Raw genomic sequence first — 18,028 nt, 5'->3', positions numbered from 1 at the left:
TTGTATACCGAGGGCTTTACTGCATGTCGAAAGAAGACAGCTTCGAAATGGAAGGCACTGTCGTCGACACCCTGCCCAACACCATGTTTCGTGTGGAGTTGGAAAATGGGCACGTCGTAACCGCGCATATCTCCGGCAAGATGCGCAAGAACTACATCCGTATTCTGACCGGTGACAAGGTGCGTGTGGAACTGACGCCCTATGACTTGAGCAAAGGGCGTATCACCTACCGCGCTCGTTAAGCAAGCCTTGACAAAAACGCCCGGCAGTTGCCGGGCGTTTTTGTGTGCCTGATGGATTTAGCCAAGCAGTGAGCCTGCTCGCCCGACTCGGCGCCCATCAAGGGAGCAGAGCCGGGAAAGGCTGACGGTCAGGCCAGTTCCGCGGTGGTCTCGAAGTCGAAGGTAATCTCGCCATCCTTGATGTCGACGTGTACCACGCCGCCATGTTCGGACAACTCGCCGAACAGGATCTCTTCGGCCAGCGGCCGTTTGATCTTGTCCTGGATCAGACGCGCCATAGGGCGTGCGCCCATAGCCGCATCGTAGCCACCTTGCGCCAGCCAGCTGCGGGTCGCGTCGGACACTTCCAGCAGCACGCGCTTGTCTTCCAGCTGCGCCTGAAGCTCGGTAAGGAACTTGTCCACCACACTCTTGATGACCTCATGGCTGAGGCGACCAAACTGAATGATGGTGTCCAGACGGTTGCGGAATTCCGGCGTGAAGCTCTTCTTGATGACTTCCATCGCGTCAGAGGAGTGATCCTGATGCGTAAAGCCGATCGATGCCCGCGCTGCCGATTCGGCACCGGCGTTGGTGGTCATGATCACGATCACGTTGCGGAAGTCCGCCTTGCGGCCGTTGTTATCGGTGAGCGTACCGTGGTCCATGACCTGCAACAGCAGGTTGAAGACTTCCGGATGCGCCTTCTCGATCTCATCGAGCAGCAATACGCAATGCGGCTGACGGGTAATCGCTTCGGTCAGCAGACCGCCCTGGTCGAAACCGACATAGCCCGGAGGCGCGCCGATCAGACGCGAAACAGTGTGCCGTTCCATGTACTCGGACATGTCGAAGCGAATCAACTCCACGCCCAGGGCCTTGGCCAACTGCCGCGCCGCTTCGGTCTTGCCGACACCGGTCGGACCTGCGAACAGGAACGAACCCACAGGCTTGTCAGGCGACTTCAGACCGGCGCGAGACAACTTGATCGCTGTCGACAGCGAGTCGATGGCCGCATCCTGACCGAATACCGTGAGCTTCAGATCGCGTTCCAGGTTACGCAGCAGCTCCTTGTCGGAGCTGTTGACATGCTTTGGAGGAATACGCGCGATCTTGGCCACGATGTCTTCGACCTGCGGCACTTCGATGCGCTTGACCCGCTGTTCGACCGGCTGCAGACGCTGGTAGGCGCCCGCCTCGTCGATGACGTCGATTGCCTTGTCGGGCATATGACGATCATTGATGTAGCGTGACGCGAGTTCCGCGGCGGCCCGCAGCGCTTCATCGCTGTACTCGATGCTGTGGTGCTGCTCGAAACGCCCTTTCAGCCCGCGCAGGATGCCGATGGTGTCCTCGACCGAAGGCTCGGACACGTCGACCTTCTGGAAGCGCCGCGCCAAGGCACGGTCCTTCTCGAAGATTCCGCGAAATTCCTGGAAGGTGGTCGAGCCGATGCAGCGAATATCCCCCGAGGACAACAAAGGCTTGAGCAGATTCGAGGCATCCATCACACCGCCGGAAGCAGCACCGGCACCGATGATGGTGTGGATCTCATCGATGAACAGGATTGCGTGCGGACGCTTGCGCAGCTCATTGAGCAAGGCCTTGAAGCGTTTTTCAAAGTCGCCGCGGTACTTGGTACCGGCCAGCAACGCACCAAGGTCCAGCGAATAGACCACGCTGTTGGCCAGCAGGTCCGGCACCTGATTGTCGACGATACGCTTGGCCAGGCCTTCTGCAATAGCTGTCTTGCCGACACCTGCCTCACCGACCAGCAGCGGGTTGTTCTTGCGACGACGGGCAAGAATCTGCGCGACGCGCTCGACTTCATTCTCGCGCCCTACCAGCGGATCGATGCGCCCCTGACGCGCAAGTTCGTTGAGATTGCTGGCATAGGCATCCAGAGGATTGCCAGAGGAAGATGCTTCACCACCCTCGTCGTCCTGCATATCTTGCTCACCTTCGGAAGAGTGTTCGCCATGCCCTGGAACCTTGGAGATACCGTGGGCGATGTAGTTGACGACATCAATTCGGGCAACGCTCTGCTGCTTGAGCAGGAAGACAGCCTGGCTTTCCTGTTCGCTGAAAATCGCGACCAGCACGTTGGCACCGGTCACTTCACGCTTGCCGGAACTCTGCACATGGAAGACGGCACGTTGCAGCACGCGTTGAAACCCGAGCGTCGGCTGGGTTTCACGGTCCTCGTCATGGACGGGGATCAACGGCGTGGTGGAGTCGATGAACTCCTGCAGGTCATGCTTGAGTTTATCGAGGTTTGCGCCGCAGGCACGCAAGACAGTGGCTGCAGCCTCATTGTCCAATAGTGCCAGCAGAAGGTGCTCGACCGTCATGAACTCATGACGCTTGGAGCGCGCTTCCTTGAAGGCAAGATTGAGGGTGACTTCGAGCTCACGGTTTAACATTGCTTCACCTCATACCCAAGTGGCCGGCGTTTAACCGTCCTTCTCGATCTCACAGAGTAGTGGATGCTGGCTCTCCCTGGCGTATTGGTTCACCTGCATTGCCTTGGTCTCGGCGATGTCGCGGGTGAACAATCCACACACTGCCCGTCCCTCTGTATGGACGGCCAGCATGACCTTGGTGGCCAGCTCACGATTCAGGTTAAAAAAGACCTCCAGCACTTCGACGACGAAGTCCATAGGCGTGTAGTCATCGTTAAACAAAACCACCTTGTACATCGGTGGCGCCTGCAGGGTCGGCTTGGCGTCCTGGACGGCAATGCCAGCCGAGTCGTCCTCGTGTGACTGCGGACCATCCTGATTGAATGTTAGTCGAATCTTACTGATCGGTTGCATGAAAGAAATGTTCATTCAAAGGGCGGATTGAGCAAAAGGTGCAGGCGAGAGGGGTCTGAAAAATTCCTCTGCCGCGTGACCTTGACTATCAGCTAAACGGTGTTACAAACAATAGAACCCACATTGGGTAAAAAGGGTCCGCGCAGTCAACCAAAATTTTTTCGGTCAGGCGGATTGAGGTGGATGATACTCCAGACGGAGTCCTTTGCAGAGGGATGTGGCTATGCTCAGTGGTAAAGTCAAGTGGTTCAATAATGCAAAAGGCTATGGATTCATCCTGGCCGATGGCAGGGATGAAGATCTGTTCGCGCATTACTCGGCTATCAACATGGATGGCTACAAAACACTCAAAGCGGGCCAACCGGTCAACTTCGAGATCATCCAGGGGCCTAAAGGGTTGCACGCAGTCAACATCTCGCCCGCCGCAGCAAGCGTCACCGCTGCGGCAGATGCTTCGAGTCCGACCTTCAAAGCTTCAAATGTGCCAGCCTGAGGCGAACCACCACAAACGCCAGCCATGAAAAAACAGCCGGCCCGGAATTTCCGGGTCGGTTGTTTGGGATACCTGCATTCCCCTGCCTACATGTGCGCCACCAGTGCCTCCCCGAATGCCGACGATGACAACAGCGTCGCCCCTTCCATCAAACGTTCGAAATCGTAAGTTACAGTTTTTGCGGAAATCGCCCCGTTGGTGCCCTTGATGATAAGGTCAGCCGCTTCCACCCAGCCCATGTGCCTGAGCATCATCTCTGCCGACAGAATCAGTGAACCCGGATTGACCTGATCCTTGCCCGCGTATTTAGGTGCAGTACCGTGCGTCGCCTCGAACATTGCCACGGTGTCGGACAGGTTCGCTCCCGGCGCAATGCCGATTCCGCCAACTTCGGCCGCCAGGGCATCGGACAGGTAATCACCGTTGAGGTTGAGGGTCGCGATGACATCGTACTCGGCCGGCCGTAACAGGATCTGCTGCAGCATGGCGTCGGCAATTGCATCCTTGACCACCACTTCCCTGCCGGTCCGGGGATTGTTGAAGCGCATCCATGGCCCACCGTCGAGCAGTGTGGCACCGAATTCCTCGGCGGCGATCTCATACGCCCATTCCTTGAACGCCCCTTCGGTGAACTTCATGATGTTGCCCTTGTGGACAATGGTCAGCGACTGACGGTCGTTATCGACCACATACTGCAGCGCCTTGCGCGCCAGCCGACGCGTACCTTCCCTGGACACAGGCTTGACGCCGATCCCGCAATCCTCGTCGAAGCGGATCTTGGTCACCCCCATTTCCTCCTTGAGGAAGCGGATGACCTTGGTCGCCTCGGGCGATCCGGCCTTCCACTCGATCCCGGCATAGATGTCTTCTGAGTTTTCCCGAAAGATGGTCATGTCCACGTCTCCCGGCTTCTTGACCGGACTGGGCACACCTTCGAACCAGCGCACCGGGCGCAGACAGACGTACAGGTCCAGTTGCTGCCGCAGGGCGACATTGAGCGAGCGGATGCCGCCGCCCACCGGCGTGGTCAATGGTCCCTTGATCGACACCACGTAGTCTTTCACCGCTTCGAGGGTTTCATCCGGCAGCCAGGTGTCCTGGTCGTAGACCTGAGTGGCCTTTTCGCCGGCATAGACTTCCATCCAGGAAATCCGCCGCTTGCCGCCATAGGCCTTGGCGACGGCGGCATCGACCACCCTGATCATCACCGGGGTGATATCGATGCCGATGCCGTCGCCCTCTATATAAGGAATGATGGGGTTGTCGGGCACGTTCAGGGAGTGATCGGCGTTGACGGTGATCTTCTCGCCGGCGGCGGGTATTTTTATTTGCTGGTATCCCATGCTGAACTCCGGTTTGCGTCGGTTGAACAACGTGACAGGCTTTGAGCGTAGTCAGGGCGTCCGGCACTGGCAAACCTCACCCTGCGCAGCCTGAGCAGCGCCGGCCAGGGCCGGTGGCTTCGACCAACGGCCAATGGCCGCGATGGGTCGGCTCGCATAGCATTAATGCTTGTCGCCAAGGGTTTGATATACTCGCGACCGTGACCGCAGAGTCATAAAGGCCGAACCGTCTGGAACCGGACTGTCAGCCTGATATCTACCTCGGGGCTCATGTACCCGATGGCGTGACGCTCGACTGATGCACCCGACATCACTGCGAATCAACCTCGACCCAGGCTCGTGACGAACCGTGGGCAATTGTGCATACCCTGCGCGTATCGAGATTTTGTGCATGCTCAGCAAAACAGAGAGTTAATACGAATGTCCAACCGCTCGAAGATCATCTATACCTTCACCGACGAAGCTCCGGCCCTCGCCACCTATTCCCTGCTGCCTGTCATCGAAGCCTTCACCGCCTCCTCCGATATCGACGTCGAAACCCGCGATATCTCCCTGGCAGGCCGTGTGCTCTCCAGCTTCCCGGAATCGCTTGGCGCCGAGCAACAAGTGCCGGATCATCTCGCCGAGCTGGGCAAACTGGCTACCACGCCTGAAGCCAACATCATCAAGCTGCCGAACATCAGCGCTTCGGTACCGCAACTGATCGCGACCATCAAGGAGCTTCAGGAGCAGGGTTTCAAGATTCCCGATTACCCTGAAAACCCGAGCACCGACGCGGAAAAAGAAACCCGCGCGCGCTATGACAAGGTCAAGGGCAGCGCCGTGAACCCGGTACTGCGTGAAGGCAACTCGGACCGCCGTGCCCCGCTCTCGGTCAAGAACTACGCGCGCAAGCACCCGCACAAGATGGGCGCCTGGACTGCAGACTCCAAAGCTCATGTTGCACACATGAGCGAAGGCGACTTCTACGGCAGCGAAAAGGCCGTCCTGGTCGAAGCCGACGACAGCGTCAAGATCGAATTGATCGCCCAGGACGGCACCAGCACCGTCCTCAAGGAAAAAACCGCAGTCAAGGCCGGCGAAGTCATCGACTCTTCGGTCATGAGCAAGAAAGCGCTGCGCAGCTTCATTGCCGCCGAAATCGAAGACGCCAAGAAGCAAGGCGTGCTGTTCTCGGTGCACCTGAAAGCCACCATGATGAAAATCTCCGACCCGATCATGTTCGGTCAGATCGTTGCCGAGTTCTATCAGGATGCGCTGACCAAGCACGCCGAGACCCTCAAGCAGATCGGCTTCAACCTGAACAACGGTATCGGCGACCTGTACGATCGCCTCGGCAAGCTGCCGGCCGACAAACAGGCTGAGATCAAGGCCGACCTGGACGCCGTCTACGCCGTTCGCCCACAACTGGCGATGGTCAATTCCGACAAGGGCATTACCAACCTGCACGTACCGAGCGACGTCATCGTCGACGCGTCGATGCCGGCCATGATCCGTGACTCGGGCAAGATGTGGGGCGCCGACGGCCAACTGCATGATGCCAAGGCGGTTATCCCGGATCGTTGCTATGCCACCATCTACCAGGCGGTCATCGAAGACTGCAAGAAGAACGGCGCCTTCGATCCGACCACCATGGGCAGCGTGCCGAACGTTGGCCTGATGGCGCAGAAAGCCGAGGAATACGGCTCCCACGACAAGACCTTCCAGATCCAGTCCGCCGGTGTGGTTCGGGTAACCGACAGCAAAGGCAATCTGGTCATGGAACAGAAAGTCGAAGAGGGCGACATCTGGCGCATGTGCCAGGCCAAAGACGCACCGATCCAGGATTGGGTCAAGCTGGCGGTCAATCGCTCGCGCGCCAGCAACACGCCCGCCATCTTCTGGCTGGACCCGGCTCGCGCCCATGACGCCGTGATGATCGAGAAAGTCCGGACTTACCTGCGCGACCATGACACTTCGGGGCTGGATATCCAGATCCTGTCGCCGGTCGAAGCCATGAAGCTGACCCTGGAACGCACCCGCGCCGGCAAGGACACCATTTCGGTCACCGGCAACGTACTGCGCGACTACCTGACCGACCTGTTCCCGATCATGGAGCTGGGCACCAGCGCCAAGATGCTGTCGATTGTGCCGCTGATGAACGGTGGTGGTCTGTTTGAAACCGGTGCCGGCGGTTCGGCTCCCAAGCACGTTCAGCAGTTCGTCGAAGAAAACTTCCTGCGCTGGGATTCGCTGGGTGAATTCCTGGCTCTGGCCGCCTCGCTGGAACATTTGGGCCATGCGTACAGCAATCCCAAGGCGCTGGTCCTGTCCAAGACACTGGATCAGGCGACCGGTGAATTCCTGGATCGCAACAAGTCGCCTTCGCGCAAGGTCGGCAGCATCGACAACCGCGGCAGCCACTTCTACCTGACCCTGTTCTGGGCCCAGGCGCTGGCGGCCCAGGATGACGATGCAGCCCTCAAGGCGCAATTCGCTCCGCTGGCCAAGACCCTGACCGACAACGAAGAAAAAATCGTTGCCGAGCTCAACGCCGTGCAAGGCAAGCCGGTGGAAATCGGCGGCTACTACTTCGCCAACCCGGAACTGACCAGCAAAGCCATGCGCCCAAGCGCAACGTTCAACGCTGCCATCGCCGCGTTGTAAGGGTAACCCCGGTCTAACGACCCACCCGCAGTCCAGCCCCGCACGGGGTTGGACTACGGAGCGAGAACTCAAAGCGCCGGCGGCAACGTTGGCGCTTTTTTTATTGCGGCGGCCAGTTGAAGCGCCTCTCGCTTCATGACTCAGGTTTGTTTCTGGATCGAAACGCGGCCACTTTCATACGGTTGCCGCAAGTCGCCATGCTGCACCAGCGACGACGGTGCGATTTGGTCAGGTCATGGAACAGCAGAACGCAGTCGTGGGCTTCGCACTGGCGCACGAACTCGAACTTATCATGGGTCACAAGCCCCACCAGAGACTCGGCCAAAGGCCACAGCAGGCTTGCCGCACTGCTGTCGCGCTGACGGATCGTGACCCGGAACCCCCGCACCTGCTCGTCCCAATCCAGCTCTCTTGCCGGGCGGCCCGTTTCAAGGATCTGATTGATAACGCCTGCCTCTGCCGGCGTGCCGTTCAGCGCAGCGTTCACCACTTCCCTTAAACACTCGCGAAGCTGCCGAGCCTGGCCCAGCAGTCCAGGTGGCAGTTGCAGATCGGCGCTTTCGGGCAACAGCCCCGCCACCATCAGCCAGTTCGCCACAGCCTGATCGTCGGTGAGGCAGTCATGACGCTGGTCACCCACCCCGTACTCGCTGTTGATGAAGTCCAAGGCCAGGTTGTCAGCCAGGAAAGGTGCACCCGTGGAATTGATGATGGCGTTCATGACGACCTGTAACCGATAAAATATGTTTGACAGGTTACCAAAACGACTCGTAACCTTCAAACCTCAATTTTAAAGGTTACAAAGGAGAGCCCCATGACTTCTTCCAAAACGATTACCGTGGCCGGGCTTGCAACGTCTCTGCTGGCCGCTGGTGCGCACGCTGGCGAGCCCACCCGTCATGTGCATTACCGCTACGAGCAGGTGGGTGACGTGAAGCTCTTCTACCGCGAAGCGGGCGATCCAGGCGCGCCAACCGTGCTGCTCCTGCACGGCTTTGCAGCATCATCGTTCATGTTCCGCGATCTGATTCCCCAACTGGCCGACCGCTATCACGTGATCGCGCCAGATCTGCCGGCGTTCGGCTTTACCCAAGCCCCTGCGCGGGATCAGTACCCGTACACCTTCAGTCAACTGGCGAAAACCATTGGTCAGTTCACCGAGCAACTCAAACTCGAACGGTACGCGCTCATGGTGCATGACTACGGCGCTCCGGTGGCATGGCGCCTGGCTGTCGCGCATCCTGAGCGGGTCAGCGCCATCATTTCGCAGAACGGCAACGCTTATGAAGAGGGCCTGGGTGAAAGCTGGGCGCCGATTCAACGGTACTGGCGCCAGCCGACTCAGCAGAACCGGGATGCCCTGCATGATTTTCCGACACCGGCCTCAATCAAGTGGCAATACCTTGAAGGCGTTGCCGACAAGAGTTCGGTTTCACCGGACGGCTACACGCTGGAGGGGCTTCAGATATCCCGCCCCGGGAATGCGGACATTCAGCTCGACCTGATTCTGGACTACGCCTCCAACGTAGCGCTGTACCCGGCTTTCCAGGCGTTCTTTCGTCAGTACCAGCCGCCGCTGCTGGCCGTCTGGGGCAAGAACGACCCTTTCTTCCTGCCGGCCGGTGCCGAGGCCTGGAAGCGTGACATTCCCAAGGCGGACATTCGCTTCTACGACACCGGCCACTTCGCGCTGGAAACCCACGGAGAAGCGATCATTCCCGTGATTCGCCAGTTTCTGGACAACAACGTCGGTTAACGGTGCCGTTTGACTGTCAGGCTGACTTCTGGCGCCGGATTCCTCATCGGAGGTTCAGCGCCGGAAGTTCGCGCGTTTCCAGCGCTATACTGGCCGCCCTTCACTCACCCCCATCAAGGCATCCGAGGAACATTGAATGAGCTGGCAAGCCCATGTCACCGTCGCCACCATTGTCGAAGACCAGGGCCGATTCCTGTTCGTCGAAGAACTCAAAGACGGCCGCGCCGTTCTCAACCAGCCTGCCGGGCACCTGGACCCCAATGAAAGCCTGCAACACGCCGCCGTGCGTGAAACCCTTGAAGAAACCGGCTGGGATGTGGAGCTGACCGGCGTGGTCGGAATCTATCTGTACACCGCACCGGGCAATGGCGTGACGTATCAGCGCATCTGCTTTGCCGCCAGGGCGCTGCGCCATCATGCCGATTACCGTCTGGACGAGGGCATCATCGGCCCGGTCTGGCTGACCCGCGACGAACTGCTCGGCGAGCAGCAACGCTGGCGCAGCGAGCTGGTGCTGCGCTGCGTGGACGACTATCTCGGCGCCGAACGCTTCAGCCTCGACCTGCTTCGCGACAAGGCGTGAGACGACACGCCGCCAGCCTGATAGAATCGCGTCCTTTTAAAGGCCACCCTTCGAAATCCCATGCCTGATTCAGCCCTCCCCAGTCCAGACAAGAAACGCGTCATAGTCGGCATGTCCGGCGGCGTGGACTCTTCCGTTTCCGCCGTTCTGCTCATGGAGCAGGGCTATCAGGTGGAAGGCCTGTTCATGAAGAACTGGGAAGAAGACGACGGAACGGAATACTGCACCGCCCGCGAAGACCTGGCCGACGCCCAGGCCGTGTGCGACAGAATCGGCATCAAGCTGCACACCGCCAACTTCGCCGCCGAGTACTGGGACAACGTGTTCGAGCATTTCCTTGAGGAGTACAAGGCCGGGCGCACACCCAACCCGGATATCCTCTGCAACCGGGAAATCAAGTTCAAGGCCTTCCTGGACTATGCCCTGATGCTGGGCGCTGACCTGATCGCCACCGGTCACTACGTGCGCCGCCGGGATATCGACGGGCGCACCGAACTGCTCAAGGGCCTTGACCCCAACAAGGACCAGAGCTACTTCCTGCACGCCGTCGGCGGCGAGCAGATCGCCCGCACGCTGTTCCCGGTTGGGGAACTGGAAAAACCCGAAGTGCGCGCCATCGCCGAGAAACATGGCCTGGCCACTGCCAAGAAGAAGGATTCCACCGGAATCTGCTTTATTGGTGAACGCCGCTTCACCGATTTCCTGCGCCAGTACCTGCCCGCGCAGCCCGGCGAGATCAAGACCACCCAAGGCGAAGTCATCGGCCGCCACAGCGGCTTGATGTATCACACCATCGGCCAGCGCCAGGGCCTGGGTATCGGCGGCCTGAAGGATGCCGGCGACGATCCGTGGTATGTGCTGGTCAAGGATCTGGAGCACAACGAGTTGATCGTCGGCCAGGGCAACGAACATCCGTGGCTGTTTTCCCGCGCCCTGCTCGCCTCCCAGATCTTCTGGGTCAACCCGATCGACCTGAGCGCGCCGCGTCGTCTCACCGCCAAGGTCCGCTATCGCCAGGGCGACCAGCACTGCACGCTGGAACAGACGGCCGACGGCTACCGTGCCACCTTCGATGAACCCCAGCGCGCCGTGACCCCCGGCCAGTCCGTGGTCTTCTACGATGGCGAAATCTGCCTGGGTGGCGGCGTGATCGAGACCGCCGAACCCTGGACCTCCAAGGACACGCATTGATGACCCCGATTCAAGAGCAATTGATCGCCTTGGGCGGCGTGTTCCAGGCGGCCGTGCTGGTCGACCGCATCGCCAAGACCGGCCAGGTCAGCGAAGCCGCGCTGGGCTGCATGATCGGCAGTCTGCTAGTGCTGGACCCCAAGGACACCCTGGACGTGTACGGCGGTGACGACATCAATCTGCGTGAAGGCTATCGCGCCATGGCCAGCGCTCTGGAACGCGATCCTGCGACCCTGCAGCGCGAACCCTTGCGTTACGCCCTGTCGATGCTGGGCCTTGAACGCCAGCTCGCCAAGCGCGACGACATGCTCGAGGTGATCGGCAAACGTGTTCCGGTGATCCAGTCCCAGGTCGAGCACTTTGGCGTGGCCCACGAGAACGTGGTCGCAGCCGCCGGCGCGCTGTACCAGGACACCCTGAGCACCCTGCGCCAGCGCATCCAAGTGCACGGCGACATGCGCAACCTGCAACAGCCCAACAATGCCTCGAAGATTCGCGCCATTCTACTGGCCGGCATTCGTTCGGCCCGCCTGTGGCGACAAAATGGCGGGCATCGCTGGCAGCTGGTGTTCAGCCGGCGCAAGTTATTGAAAGAACTCTATCCGTTGTTGCACGGCTGACCCGCCAGGCAACGACGACTCCTACCACCGGGCATGGCGCCTTCAACGCTGGTCGGTCCGCTCCAGCTGGACCGAGATTTCATGTATGATACGCGCCCCTTTTCGATGCCCGACTGTCCGAGAGCACCCCATGCAGCTTTCTTCGCTCACTGCGGTTTCCCCTGTTGACGGCCGTTACGCCGGCAAAACCCAGGCCTTGCGCCCTATTTTCAGCGAATACGGCCTGATCCGTTTTCGCGTGATGGTTGAAGTCCGCTGGCTCCAGCGCCTGGCGGCCCATCCGCAAGTCACCGAAGTGCCTGCCTTCTCTGCCGAAGCCAACGCCATCCTCGATGCCCTGGCCGAAGACTTCTCGGTCGAGCACGCCGAGCGCGTCAAGGAAATCGAGCGCACCACCAACCACGACGTGAAAGCCGTGGAATACCTGCTCAAGGAACAGGCTGCCAAGCTGCCTGAACTGGACAAGGTCAGTGAGTTCATCCACTTCGCGTGCACCAGCGAAGACATCAACAACCTGTCCCACGCCCTGATGCTGCGCGAGGGCCGCGACAACGTGATGCTGCCGCTGATGCGCCAGATCGCCGACTCGACCCGTGAACTGGCGATCCGCTTCGCCGATGTGCCGATGCTGTCGCGCACCCACGGCCAGCCTGCTTCCCCGACCACGCTGGGCAAGGAACTGGCCAACGTCGTTTATCGTCTCGAGCGCCAGATCGCGCAGATCGCCGCCGTCCCGCTGCTGGGCAAGATCAACGGCGCCGTCGGCAACTACAATGCGCACCTGTCGGCCTATGCGGACATCGACTGGGAAGCCAACGCCCGCGCCTTCATCGAAGACGAGCTGGGCCTGGGCTTCAACCCGTACACCACCCAGATCGAACCCCACGACTACATCGCCGAGCTGTTCGACGCCATCGCGCGCTTCAACACCATCCTGATCGACTTCGATCGCGATATCTGGGGCTACATCTCGCTGGGCTACTTCAAACAGCGCACCGTCGCCGGCGAAATCGGCTCCTCGACGATGCCGCACAAGGTCAACCCGATCGACTTCGAAAACTCCGAAGGCAACCTGGGCATTGCCAACGCACTGTTCCAGCACCTGGCGAGCAAACTGCCGATTTCCCGCTGGCAGCGCGACCTGACCGACTCAACCGTACTGCGCAACCTGGGCGTGGGCTTCGCTCACAGCGTCATCGCCTATGAAGCCAGCCTCAAGGGTATCGGCAAGCTGGAGCTGAACGAGCAGCGAATCGCCGCTGATCTGGATGCCTGCTGGGAAGTGCTGGCCGAGCCGATCCAGACCGTCATGCGTCGCTACAACATCGAAAACCCGTACGAGAAGCTCAAAGAACTGACCCGCGGCAAGGGCATCAGCCCGCAGGCGCTGCAGACTTTCATTGACGGGCTGGACATGCCGACCGAGGCCAAGGCTGAATTGAAAAAGCTGACGCCGGCCAACTACATCGGTAACGCAGTGGCCCAAGCCAAGCGCATCTGACACCTACCATCCAAGGTCGTGTGAAACGCGATGTTCACCGACCTGAAGCGCCCGGCCTGGCCGGGCGTTTCCCATTCAAGGGCTTTCACATGAATCCTGATATTCCTCTGCAACTCCTGGGCGGTATGACCGCGCGTGTTTTCCTGCGTGACTACTGGCAGAAGAAGCCCCTGCTGATCCGCCAGGCCCTGCCGGATTTCCAGAGCCCCCTCGACCCTGACGAACTGGCCGGTCTGGCGCTGGAAGAAGAAGTCGAGTCGCGCCTGGTGATCGAGAATGGCGAGCGCCCGTGGGAGCTGCGCCGTGGTCCGTTTGCCGAAGAGGAGTTCAGCAAGCTGCCGGAGCGCGAGTGGACACTGCTGGTACAGGCAGTCGACCAATTCGTACCGGAAGTCAGCGAGCTGCTGGAAAACTTCCGATTTCTGCCCGCCTGGCGCATCGATGATGTGATGATCAGCTATGCAGCGCCGGGCGGTAGCGTCGGGCCACACTTCGATAACTATGACGTGTTCCTGCTTCAGGGCCACGGCAAGCGTCACTGGCAGATCGGCCAGATGTGCGATTCGGAAAGCCCGCTGCTGCAGCACGCCGACCTGCGTATCCTCGCCGACTTCCAGGCCACCGAAGAATGGACCCTGGAACCGGGCGACATGCTTTATCTGCCGCCGCGTCTGGCGCATTGCGGCGTGGCCGTGGACGACTGCCTGACCTACTCGGTCGGCTTCCGCGCACCGGGTGCAGCTGAAGTGCTGACACACTTCACCGATTTCCTGAGCCAGTTCATTCCGGACGAAGACCGCTACAGCGATGCCGACGTGCAGCCGCCGAGTGACCCGCACCAGATCCAGCGTGATGCGCTGGACCGCCTCAAGGCCCTGCTTGCCGAGCACATGAGCGACGAGCGTCTGCTGCTGACCTGGTTCGGCCAGTTCATGACCGAGCCGCGCTATCCTGAACTGGTAACCGGCCCGGAACTGGAAGAACAGGACTTGCTGGATAGCCTCGATCAGGGTGCCATCCTGATTCGCAATCCGAGCGCCCGCCTGGCCTGGTCGGAGGTGGATGACGATCTGTTACTGTTTGCCAGTGGACAGAGCCGCCTTCTGCCGGGCAATCTGCGCGATTTGCTGAAGCTGATCTGCGCCGCCGACTCGTTGCATAGCGAAAACCTCGGCCAATGGTTGGCCGATGACGAGGGTCGCAATCTGCTCTGCGAACTCGTAAAACAAGGAAGCCTGGGATTTGCCGATGAATAGAACCACCGTATCCGTTGCAGACTGGCACAAGGACAACGCCGACATCCGGCGTGTCCGTGACGCTGTGTTCGTCGCAGAACAATCGGTTCCGCCGGAACTGGAATGGGACGCCGAAGACGGCGACGCAGTCCATTTCCTGGCCTACGAAGGCGATTTCGCCATCGGCACCGCACGCCTTCTGCCGGATGGCGAAATCGGCCGTCTGTCGGTGTTGCGCGACTGGCGTGGCCTGGCCGTTGGTGAAGCGCTGCTCAAAGCGGTGATTCACGAAGCCGAACAGCGTGGCCTTAACGTGCAGAAGCTCAGCGCGCAGGTGCAGGCGGTGGAATTCTATCAGCGCTTCGGGTTCACCGTGGTCAGTGAAGAATTCCTGGAAGCCGGCCTGCCACACGTGGACATGATCCGTCGGGCAACGCAAGCCCTTTTGTAGTCGCCGCTCCAGGCACTACATGACATCCCGCCCCGCCTTTTTCCGAACCGTGACACTGTGCCAGCATCGGGAAACGCGGGGCGTTCTGCCCTCTGCGCATTCAACTTGTCCCATCGCGGGCCGACAAACTGGCACACTCAGGCTTTAGGCGTGCTCGCGGAGAATGGTCATGTTCGGACGTACCCTGCTCGTTTCATTACTGGTCACTTTCAGTGCCTGCGTATCGGCAGCCACCGAGGTCGTGCCACTCAACTATCGGACCAGCGCCGAGTTGCTACCGGTCGCCCAGTCCTTCATCGGCCAAGAGGGGACGGTCAACAGTTACGGCAATCAACTGATCGTCAACGCCGAATCGCGCAAGATCCAGGAACTGCGCGCGCTGATCTCCCAGCTGGACACCGCCCCCAAGCGCCTGCTGATCAGCGTCGATACCAGCGACAGCGCGGCACGCAACAGCAATGGCGCCAATGCGTCGCGCATCATCAGTTATGGCACTGCCGGCCGCGAAGGCGGCGTCCAGCAGGTGCAGACCAGCGAAGGGACACCGGCCCTGATCCAGGTCGGGCAAAGCGTGCCGCTGACCACCTCCTCGACCGACTCCTACGGCTACGCCCAAAGCAATACCGAATACCGCAACGTCACCCAGGGCTTCTACGTCACCGCCACCGTGACCGGCGATATCGTGCATCTGGAGATCAGTACCAATCGGGATCGCATGAGCCAGGAGCGTCCGGACACCATCAACGTACAAAGCACTGACAGCAAGGTCAGCGGCCGACTGGGCGAATGGATCACCCTGGCCGGCCAAAGCAGCAACTCATCGGCAGACCAGCGTGGCATCGCGCAACGCTATGCCACACAAGGGCGAGGCGATATGGTTATGCGAGTCAAAGTCGACAGCCTGGAATAACCGACAGCACCCCTCGAGGCCAGCACCCACGGGCCTTTTAGTGACCAGCGGGTCGCAAATCAAGAATTATGTAGTGAGGCACAAAAAGCACTACAAATTGTTTGACGGGTCAAAAAGGGCGAGGCATGATTGCCTCGCTCCCGCTGATCAGAGGCCCTGCAAGAGTCTCCGGATCGCCGCTCAGACGCACCCACATGAGCCGATCCGTGTCCGCACCGCCCACAAGGCAGTTTGACGAGATTGCGACTGGAACGAAGTTGTCCCGAGGGACGGAAGCGTTTTATCGGTCGTCAGGCACTGCCTGTCGAATGCAGCAGCACGGCGTCCTTGACCTGTCCTGCCCATTCGCGTCACGCCTGGACAGCCGCTCCATCTCCGAGCCATTTCGTTCATCCGTTGCCATCGCGTCATACCGCGGTTTCGAGCAAGACCTCCCATCAGTGAGCAGCCATCTACCGTGCCTTCGATAAACGAGGCTTATTGGCGGAGCAGGACTTTCAATCAAGGCCTACTTCATGAGGTTTATCTCCATGGCACAGACACGCGAACAACAAATAGCGGCGCTCGAGAAAGACTGGGCTGAAAATCCACGCTGGAAAAACGTGACTCGCACCTACTCGGCGGCTGACGTCGTGCGACTGCGCGGTTCGGTCCAGCCTGAACACACCTTCGCAAAAATGGGTGCCGACAAGCTCTGGAACCTGATCACTCAAGGAGCCAGACCTTCCTTTCGCCCTGACAAGGACTTCGTCAACTGCATGGGCGCCCTGACCGGCGGCCAGGCCGTGCAGCAGGTCAAGGCCGGGATTCAGGCGATCTATCTGTCGGGCTGGCAAGTGGCTGCCGACAACAACTCTGCCGAATCCATGTACCCGGATCAGTCGTTGTACCCGGTAGACTCGGTACCCACAGTGGTCAAGCGCATCAATAACTCGTTTCGCCGCGCCGACCAGATCCAGTGGAAAGCCGGCAAGAATCCAGGCGATGAAGGCTACATCGACTATTTCGCCCCCATCGTCGCCGACGCCGAGGCCGGCTTTGGCGGCGTCCTCAATGCCTACGAGCTGATGAAGAACATGATCGAAGCGGGCGCGGCGGGCGTGCACTTCGAAGACCAGCTGGCATCCGTGAAAAAATGCGGCCACATGGGTGGCAAGGTGCTGGTTCCGACCCAGGAAGCCGTGCAGAAGCTGGTCGCCGCTCGCCTGGCGGCAGACGTTGCAGGCGTACCGACACTGATTCTGGCGCGCACCGACGCCAATGCTGCCGACCTGCTGACCTCGGACTGCGACCCCTACGACCAGCCGTTCGTTACCGGCACCCGCACGCCGGAAGGCTTCTATAAAGTGCGTGCGGGCCTGGACCAGGCCATCTCCCGCGGCCTGGCCTATGCGCCCTATGCCGACCTGATCTGGTGCGAGACGGCCAAGCCCGATCTGGACGAAGCGCGCCGCTTCGCCGAAGCGATCAAGAAGGAATATCCAGACCAGTTGCTGTCCTACAACTGCTCGCCTTCTTTCAACTGGAAGAAGAACCTGGACGACGCAACCATCGCCAAATTTCAGCGTGAACTGTCGGCGATGGGCTACAAGCACCAGTTCATCACCCTGGCCGGCATTCACAACATGTGGCACAGCATGTTCAACCTGGCGCATGACTACGCCCGCAACGACATGACCGCCTACGTGAAGCTCCAGGAGCAGGAGTTCGCCGATGCCGCCAAAGGCTACACCTTCGTCGCACATCAGCAGGAAGTGGGCACCGGCTACTTCGACGACATGACCACGGTGATCCAGGGCGGCGTGTCGTCGGTTACGGCCCTGACCGGCTCGACCGAGGAGGAACAATTTCACTGATCGTGACAGGCTCACGGCGCCGAACAGACCGCCCCGATGGGCGGTTTGTCTTTTCCCGGCAGCAGCTTTTATTGACCTCGAACAAGGCGCCGCCAAGAGTCCGGTGTTACAACTGAGCGAATCAATAAGCGCGATCGATTCCCTGATGCGGCGCAATAGATAAGAAAACTACGCGATAGATGATATCAATTATCATTCAAATTAACTTTCAGTGCTTTTCAAGCGCGGAAACATAGTGGGTGAAAACAGCTGCAGCCCTTGCTCCGTATGGCTTGTAGAGCGTTACTGGTGGTAGGCCCGATTAATTCTCTGAATAATTTTGATGTAGAAAATTTACTTGCCCACTGTTTGCACATAAAATCACCCCGTTGAATGCACTGCGACATTTCGTCACTGCGTCAACTCG

General features: G+C 59.7%; 16 protein-coding genes. 12 read left to right on the top strand and 4 right to left on the bottom strand.

Annotation, left to right across the window (positions count from 1 at the left end; all coding sequences use genetic code 11):
* Positions 1-23: 23 nt before the first annotated feature.
* Positions 24-242, top strand: a complete 219-nt coding sequence (gene infA, locus EGJ27_RS21370; protein WP_002553999.1) for a translation initiation factor IF-1 — start codon at positions 24-26, stop codon at positions 240-242.
* Between the two features lie 128 nt (positions 243-370).
* Here the strand turns inward: infA and clpA are convergent, their stop codons facing one another.
* Both clpA and clpS read right to left on the bottom strand, forming a co-directional pair.
* Positions 371-2,644: an ATP-dependent Clp protease ATP-binding subunit ClpA gene (clpA, locus tag EGJ27_RS21365; protein WP_125832747.1), complete on the bottom strand. Its 2,274-nt coding sequence runs from the start codon at positions 2,642-2,644 to the stop codon at positions 371-373.
* 30 nt (positions 2,645-2,674) lie between these two features.
* Entirely contained in the window at positions 2,675-3,037 is a 363-nt protein-coding gene (gene clpS, locus EGJ27_RS21360; RefSeq protein WP_125832746.1) for an ATP-dependent Clp protease adapter ClpS, read from the bottom strand.
* A 223-nt stretch (positions 3,038-3,260) separates the two neighbouring features.
* Here clpS and cspD point away from each other — a divergent pair, with 223 nt between their 5' ends.
* Positions 3,261-3,530, top strand: a complete 270-nt coding sequence (gene cspD / locus EGJ27_RS21355; RefSeq protein WP_125832745.1) for a cold shock domain-containing protein CspD — start codon at positions 3,261-3,263, stop codon at positions 3,528-3,530.
* Between the two features lie 86 nt (positions 3,531-3,616).
* Here the strand turns inward: cspD and icd are convergent, their stop codons facing one another.
* Positions 3,617-4,873, bottom strand: a complete 1,257-nt coding sequence (gene icd / locus EGJ27_RS21350; protein WP_125832744.1) for an NADP-dependent isocitrate dehydrogenase — start codon at positions 4,871-4,873, stop codon at positions 3,617-3,619.
* Positions 4,874-5,293: 420 nt separating this feature from the next.
* On the opposite strand from icd, the gene EGJ27_RS21345 reads away from it, so the two are divergent.
* Positions 5,294-7,519 (top strand): NADP-dependent isocitrate dehydrogenase, encoded by a 2,226-nt coding sequence (locus tag EGJ27_RS21345; protein WP_125832743.1) that lies wholly within the window; start codon positions 5,294-5,296, stop codon positions 7,517-7,519.
* Positions 7,520-7,652: 133 nt separating this feature from the next.
* Here the strand turns inward: EGJ27_RS21345 and EGJ27_RS21340 are convergent, their stop codons facing one another.
* Positions 7,653-8,240, bottom strand: coding sequence for an ABATE domain-containing protein (locus tag EGJ27_RS21340; RefSeq protein ID WP_125832742.1), 588 nt, complete (start codon positions 8,238-8,240; stop codon positions 7,653-7,655).
* A gap of 93 nt (positions 8,241-8,333) precedes the next feature.
* Here EGJ27_RS21340 and EGJ27_RS21335 point away from each other — a divergent pair, with 93 nt between their 5' ends.
* The 9 genes from EGJ27_RS21335 (at position 8,334) to aceA (ending at position 17,622) form a co-directional block, all read left to right on the top strand.
* Positions 8,334-9,275: an alpha/beta fold hydrolase gene (locus tag EGJ27_RS21335; protein ID WP_125832741.1), complete on the top strand. Its 942-nt coding sequence runs from the start codon at positions 8,334-8,336 to the stop codon at positions 9,273-9,275.
* A 136-nt stretch (positions 9,276-9,411) separates the two neighbouring features.
* On the top strand, positions 9,412-9,858 hold the full coding sequence (locus EGJ27_RS21330) for an NUDIX hydrolase (protein WP_125832740.1): 447 nt from the start codon (positions 9,412-9,414) through the stop codon (positions 9,856-9,858).
* 60 nt (positions 9,859-9,918) lie between these two features.
* Positions 9,919-11,049 carry a tRNA 2-thiouridine(34) synthase MnmA gene (gene mnmA, locus EGJ27_RS21325; protein WP_125832739.1) on the top strand — a complete coding sequence of 377 codons (1,131 nt, stop codon included), beginning with the start codon at positions 9,919-9,921 and terminating at the stop codon, positions 11,047-11,049.
* The gene (hflD, locus tag EGJ27_RS21320; protein WP_125832738.1) at positions 11,049-11,669 is read left to right on the top strand and encodes a high frequency lysogenization protein HflD; all 621 of its coding nucleotides are present in this window, start codon (positions 11,049-11,051) and stop codon (positions 11,667-11,669) included. The genes mnmA and hflD overlap by 1 nt, the downstream gene beginning before the upstream one ends.
* A gap of 130 nt (positions 11,670-11,799) precedes the next feature.
* Positions 11,800-13,170 (top strand): adenylosuccinate lyase, encoded by a 1,371-nt coding sequence (purB, locus tag EGJ27_RS21315; protein WP_125832737.1) that lies wholly within the window; start codon positions 11,800-11,802, stop codon positions 13,168-13,170.
* A gap of 89 nt (positions 13,171-13,259) precedes the next feature.
* On the top strand, positions 13,260-14,426 hold the full coding sequence (locus EGJ27_RS21310; protein WP_125832736.1) for a cupin domain-containing protein: 1,167 nt from the start codon (positions 13,260-13,262) through the stop codon (positions 14,424-14,426).
* The gene (locus EGJ27_RS21305; protein ID WP_125832735.1) at positions 14,419-14,856 is read left to right on the top strand and encodes a GNAT family N-acetyltransferase; all 438 of its coding nucleotides are present in this window, start codon (positions 14,419-14,421) and stop codon (positions 14,854-14,856) included. The genes EGJ27_RS21310 and EGJ27_RS21305 overlap by 8 nt, the downstream gene beginning before the upstream one ends.
* A 163-nt stretch (positions 14,857-15,019) precedes the next feature.
* Entirely contained in the window at positions 15,020-15,766 is a 747-nt protein-coding gene (locus tag EGJ27_RS21300; RefSeq protein ID WP_125832734.1) for a secretin N-terminal domain-containing protein, read from the top strand.
* Positions 15,767-16,296: 530 nt separating this feature from the next.
* Positions 16,297-17,622, top strand: a complete 1,326-nt coding sequence (gene aceA, locus EGJ27_RS21295; protein WP_125832733.1) for an isocitrate lyase — start codon at positions 16,297-16,299, stop codon at positions 17,620-17,622.
* Positions 17,623-18,028: the final 406 nt, after the last annotated feature.

Origin of the sequence: Pseudomonas sp. v388 (assembly GCF_003935425.1) — a bacterium.
Lineage (GTDB): Bacteria > Pseudomonadota > Gammaproteobacteria > Pseudomonadales > Pseudomonadaceae > Aquipseudomonas.
The sequence above is the reverse complement of the archived record's forward strand: the minus strand, read 5'-3'. Positions and strand labels throughout refer to the sequence as shown.

Coding starts and splice junctions, on each gene's coding strand:
- purB (WP_125832737.1), top strand. CDS start 11,800: ATGCAGCTTTCTTCGCTCACTGCGGTTTCCCCTGTTGACGGCCGTTAC.
- hflD (WP_125832738.1), top strand. CDS start 11,049: ATGACCCCGATTCAAGAGCAATTGATCGCCTTGGGCGGCGTGTTCCAG.
- clpA (WP_125832747.1), bottom strand. CDS start 2,644: ATGTTAAACCGTGAGCTCGAAGTCACCCTCAATCTTGCCTTCAAGGAA.
- EGJ27_RS21300 (WP_125832734.1), top strand. CDS start 15,020: ATGGTCATGTTCGGACGTACCCTGCTCGTTTCATTACTGGTCACTTTC.
- cspD (WP_125832745.1), top strand. CDS start 3,261: ATGCTCAGTGGTAAAGTCAAGTGGTTCAATAATGCAAAAGGCTATGGA.
- EGJ27_RS21340 (WP_125832742.1), bottom strand. CDS start 8,240: ATGAACGCCATCATCAATTCCACGGGTGCACCTTTCCTGGCTGACAAC.
- infA (WP_002553999.1), top strand. CDS start 24: ATGTCGAAAGAAGACAGCTTCGAAATGGAAGGCACTGTCGTCGACACC.
- icd (WP_125832744.1), bottom strand. CDS start 4,873: ATGGGATACCAGCAAATAAAAATACCCGCCGCCGGCGAGAAGATCACC.
- EGJ27_RS21330 (WP_125832740.1), top strand. CDS start 9,412: ATGAGCTGGCAAGCCCATGTCACCGTCGCCACCATTGTCGAAGACCAG.
- EGJ27_RS21310 (WP_125832736.1), top strand. CDS start 13,260: ATGAATCCTGATATTCCTCTGCAACTCCTGGGCGGTATGACCGCGCGT.
- EGJ27_RS21305 (WP_125832735.1), top strand. CDS start 14,419: ATGAATAGAACCACCGTATCCGTTGCAGACTGGCACAAGGACAACGCC.
- mnmA (WP_125832739.1), top strand. CDS start 9,919: ATGCCTGATTCAGCCCTCCCCAGTCCAGACAAGAAACGCGTCATAGTC.
- clpS (WP_125832746.1), bottom strand. CDS start 3,037: ATGCAACCGATCAGTAAGATTCGACTAACATTCAATCAGGATGGTCCG.
- EGJ27_RS21345 (WP_125832743.1), top strand. CDS start 5,294: ATGTCCAACCGCTCGAAGATCATCTATACCTTCACCGACGAAGCTCCG.
- EGJ27_RS21335 (WP_125832741.1), top strand. CDS start 8,334: ATGACTTCTTCCAAAACGATTACCGTGGCCGGGCTTGCAACGTCTCTG.
- aceA (WP_125832733.1), top strand. CDS start 16,297: ATGGCACAGACACGCGAACAACAAATAGCGGCGCTCGAGAAAGACTGG.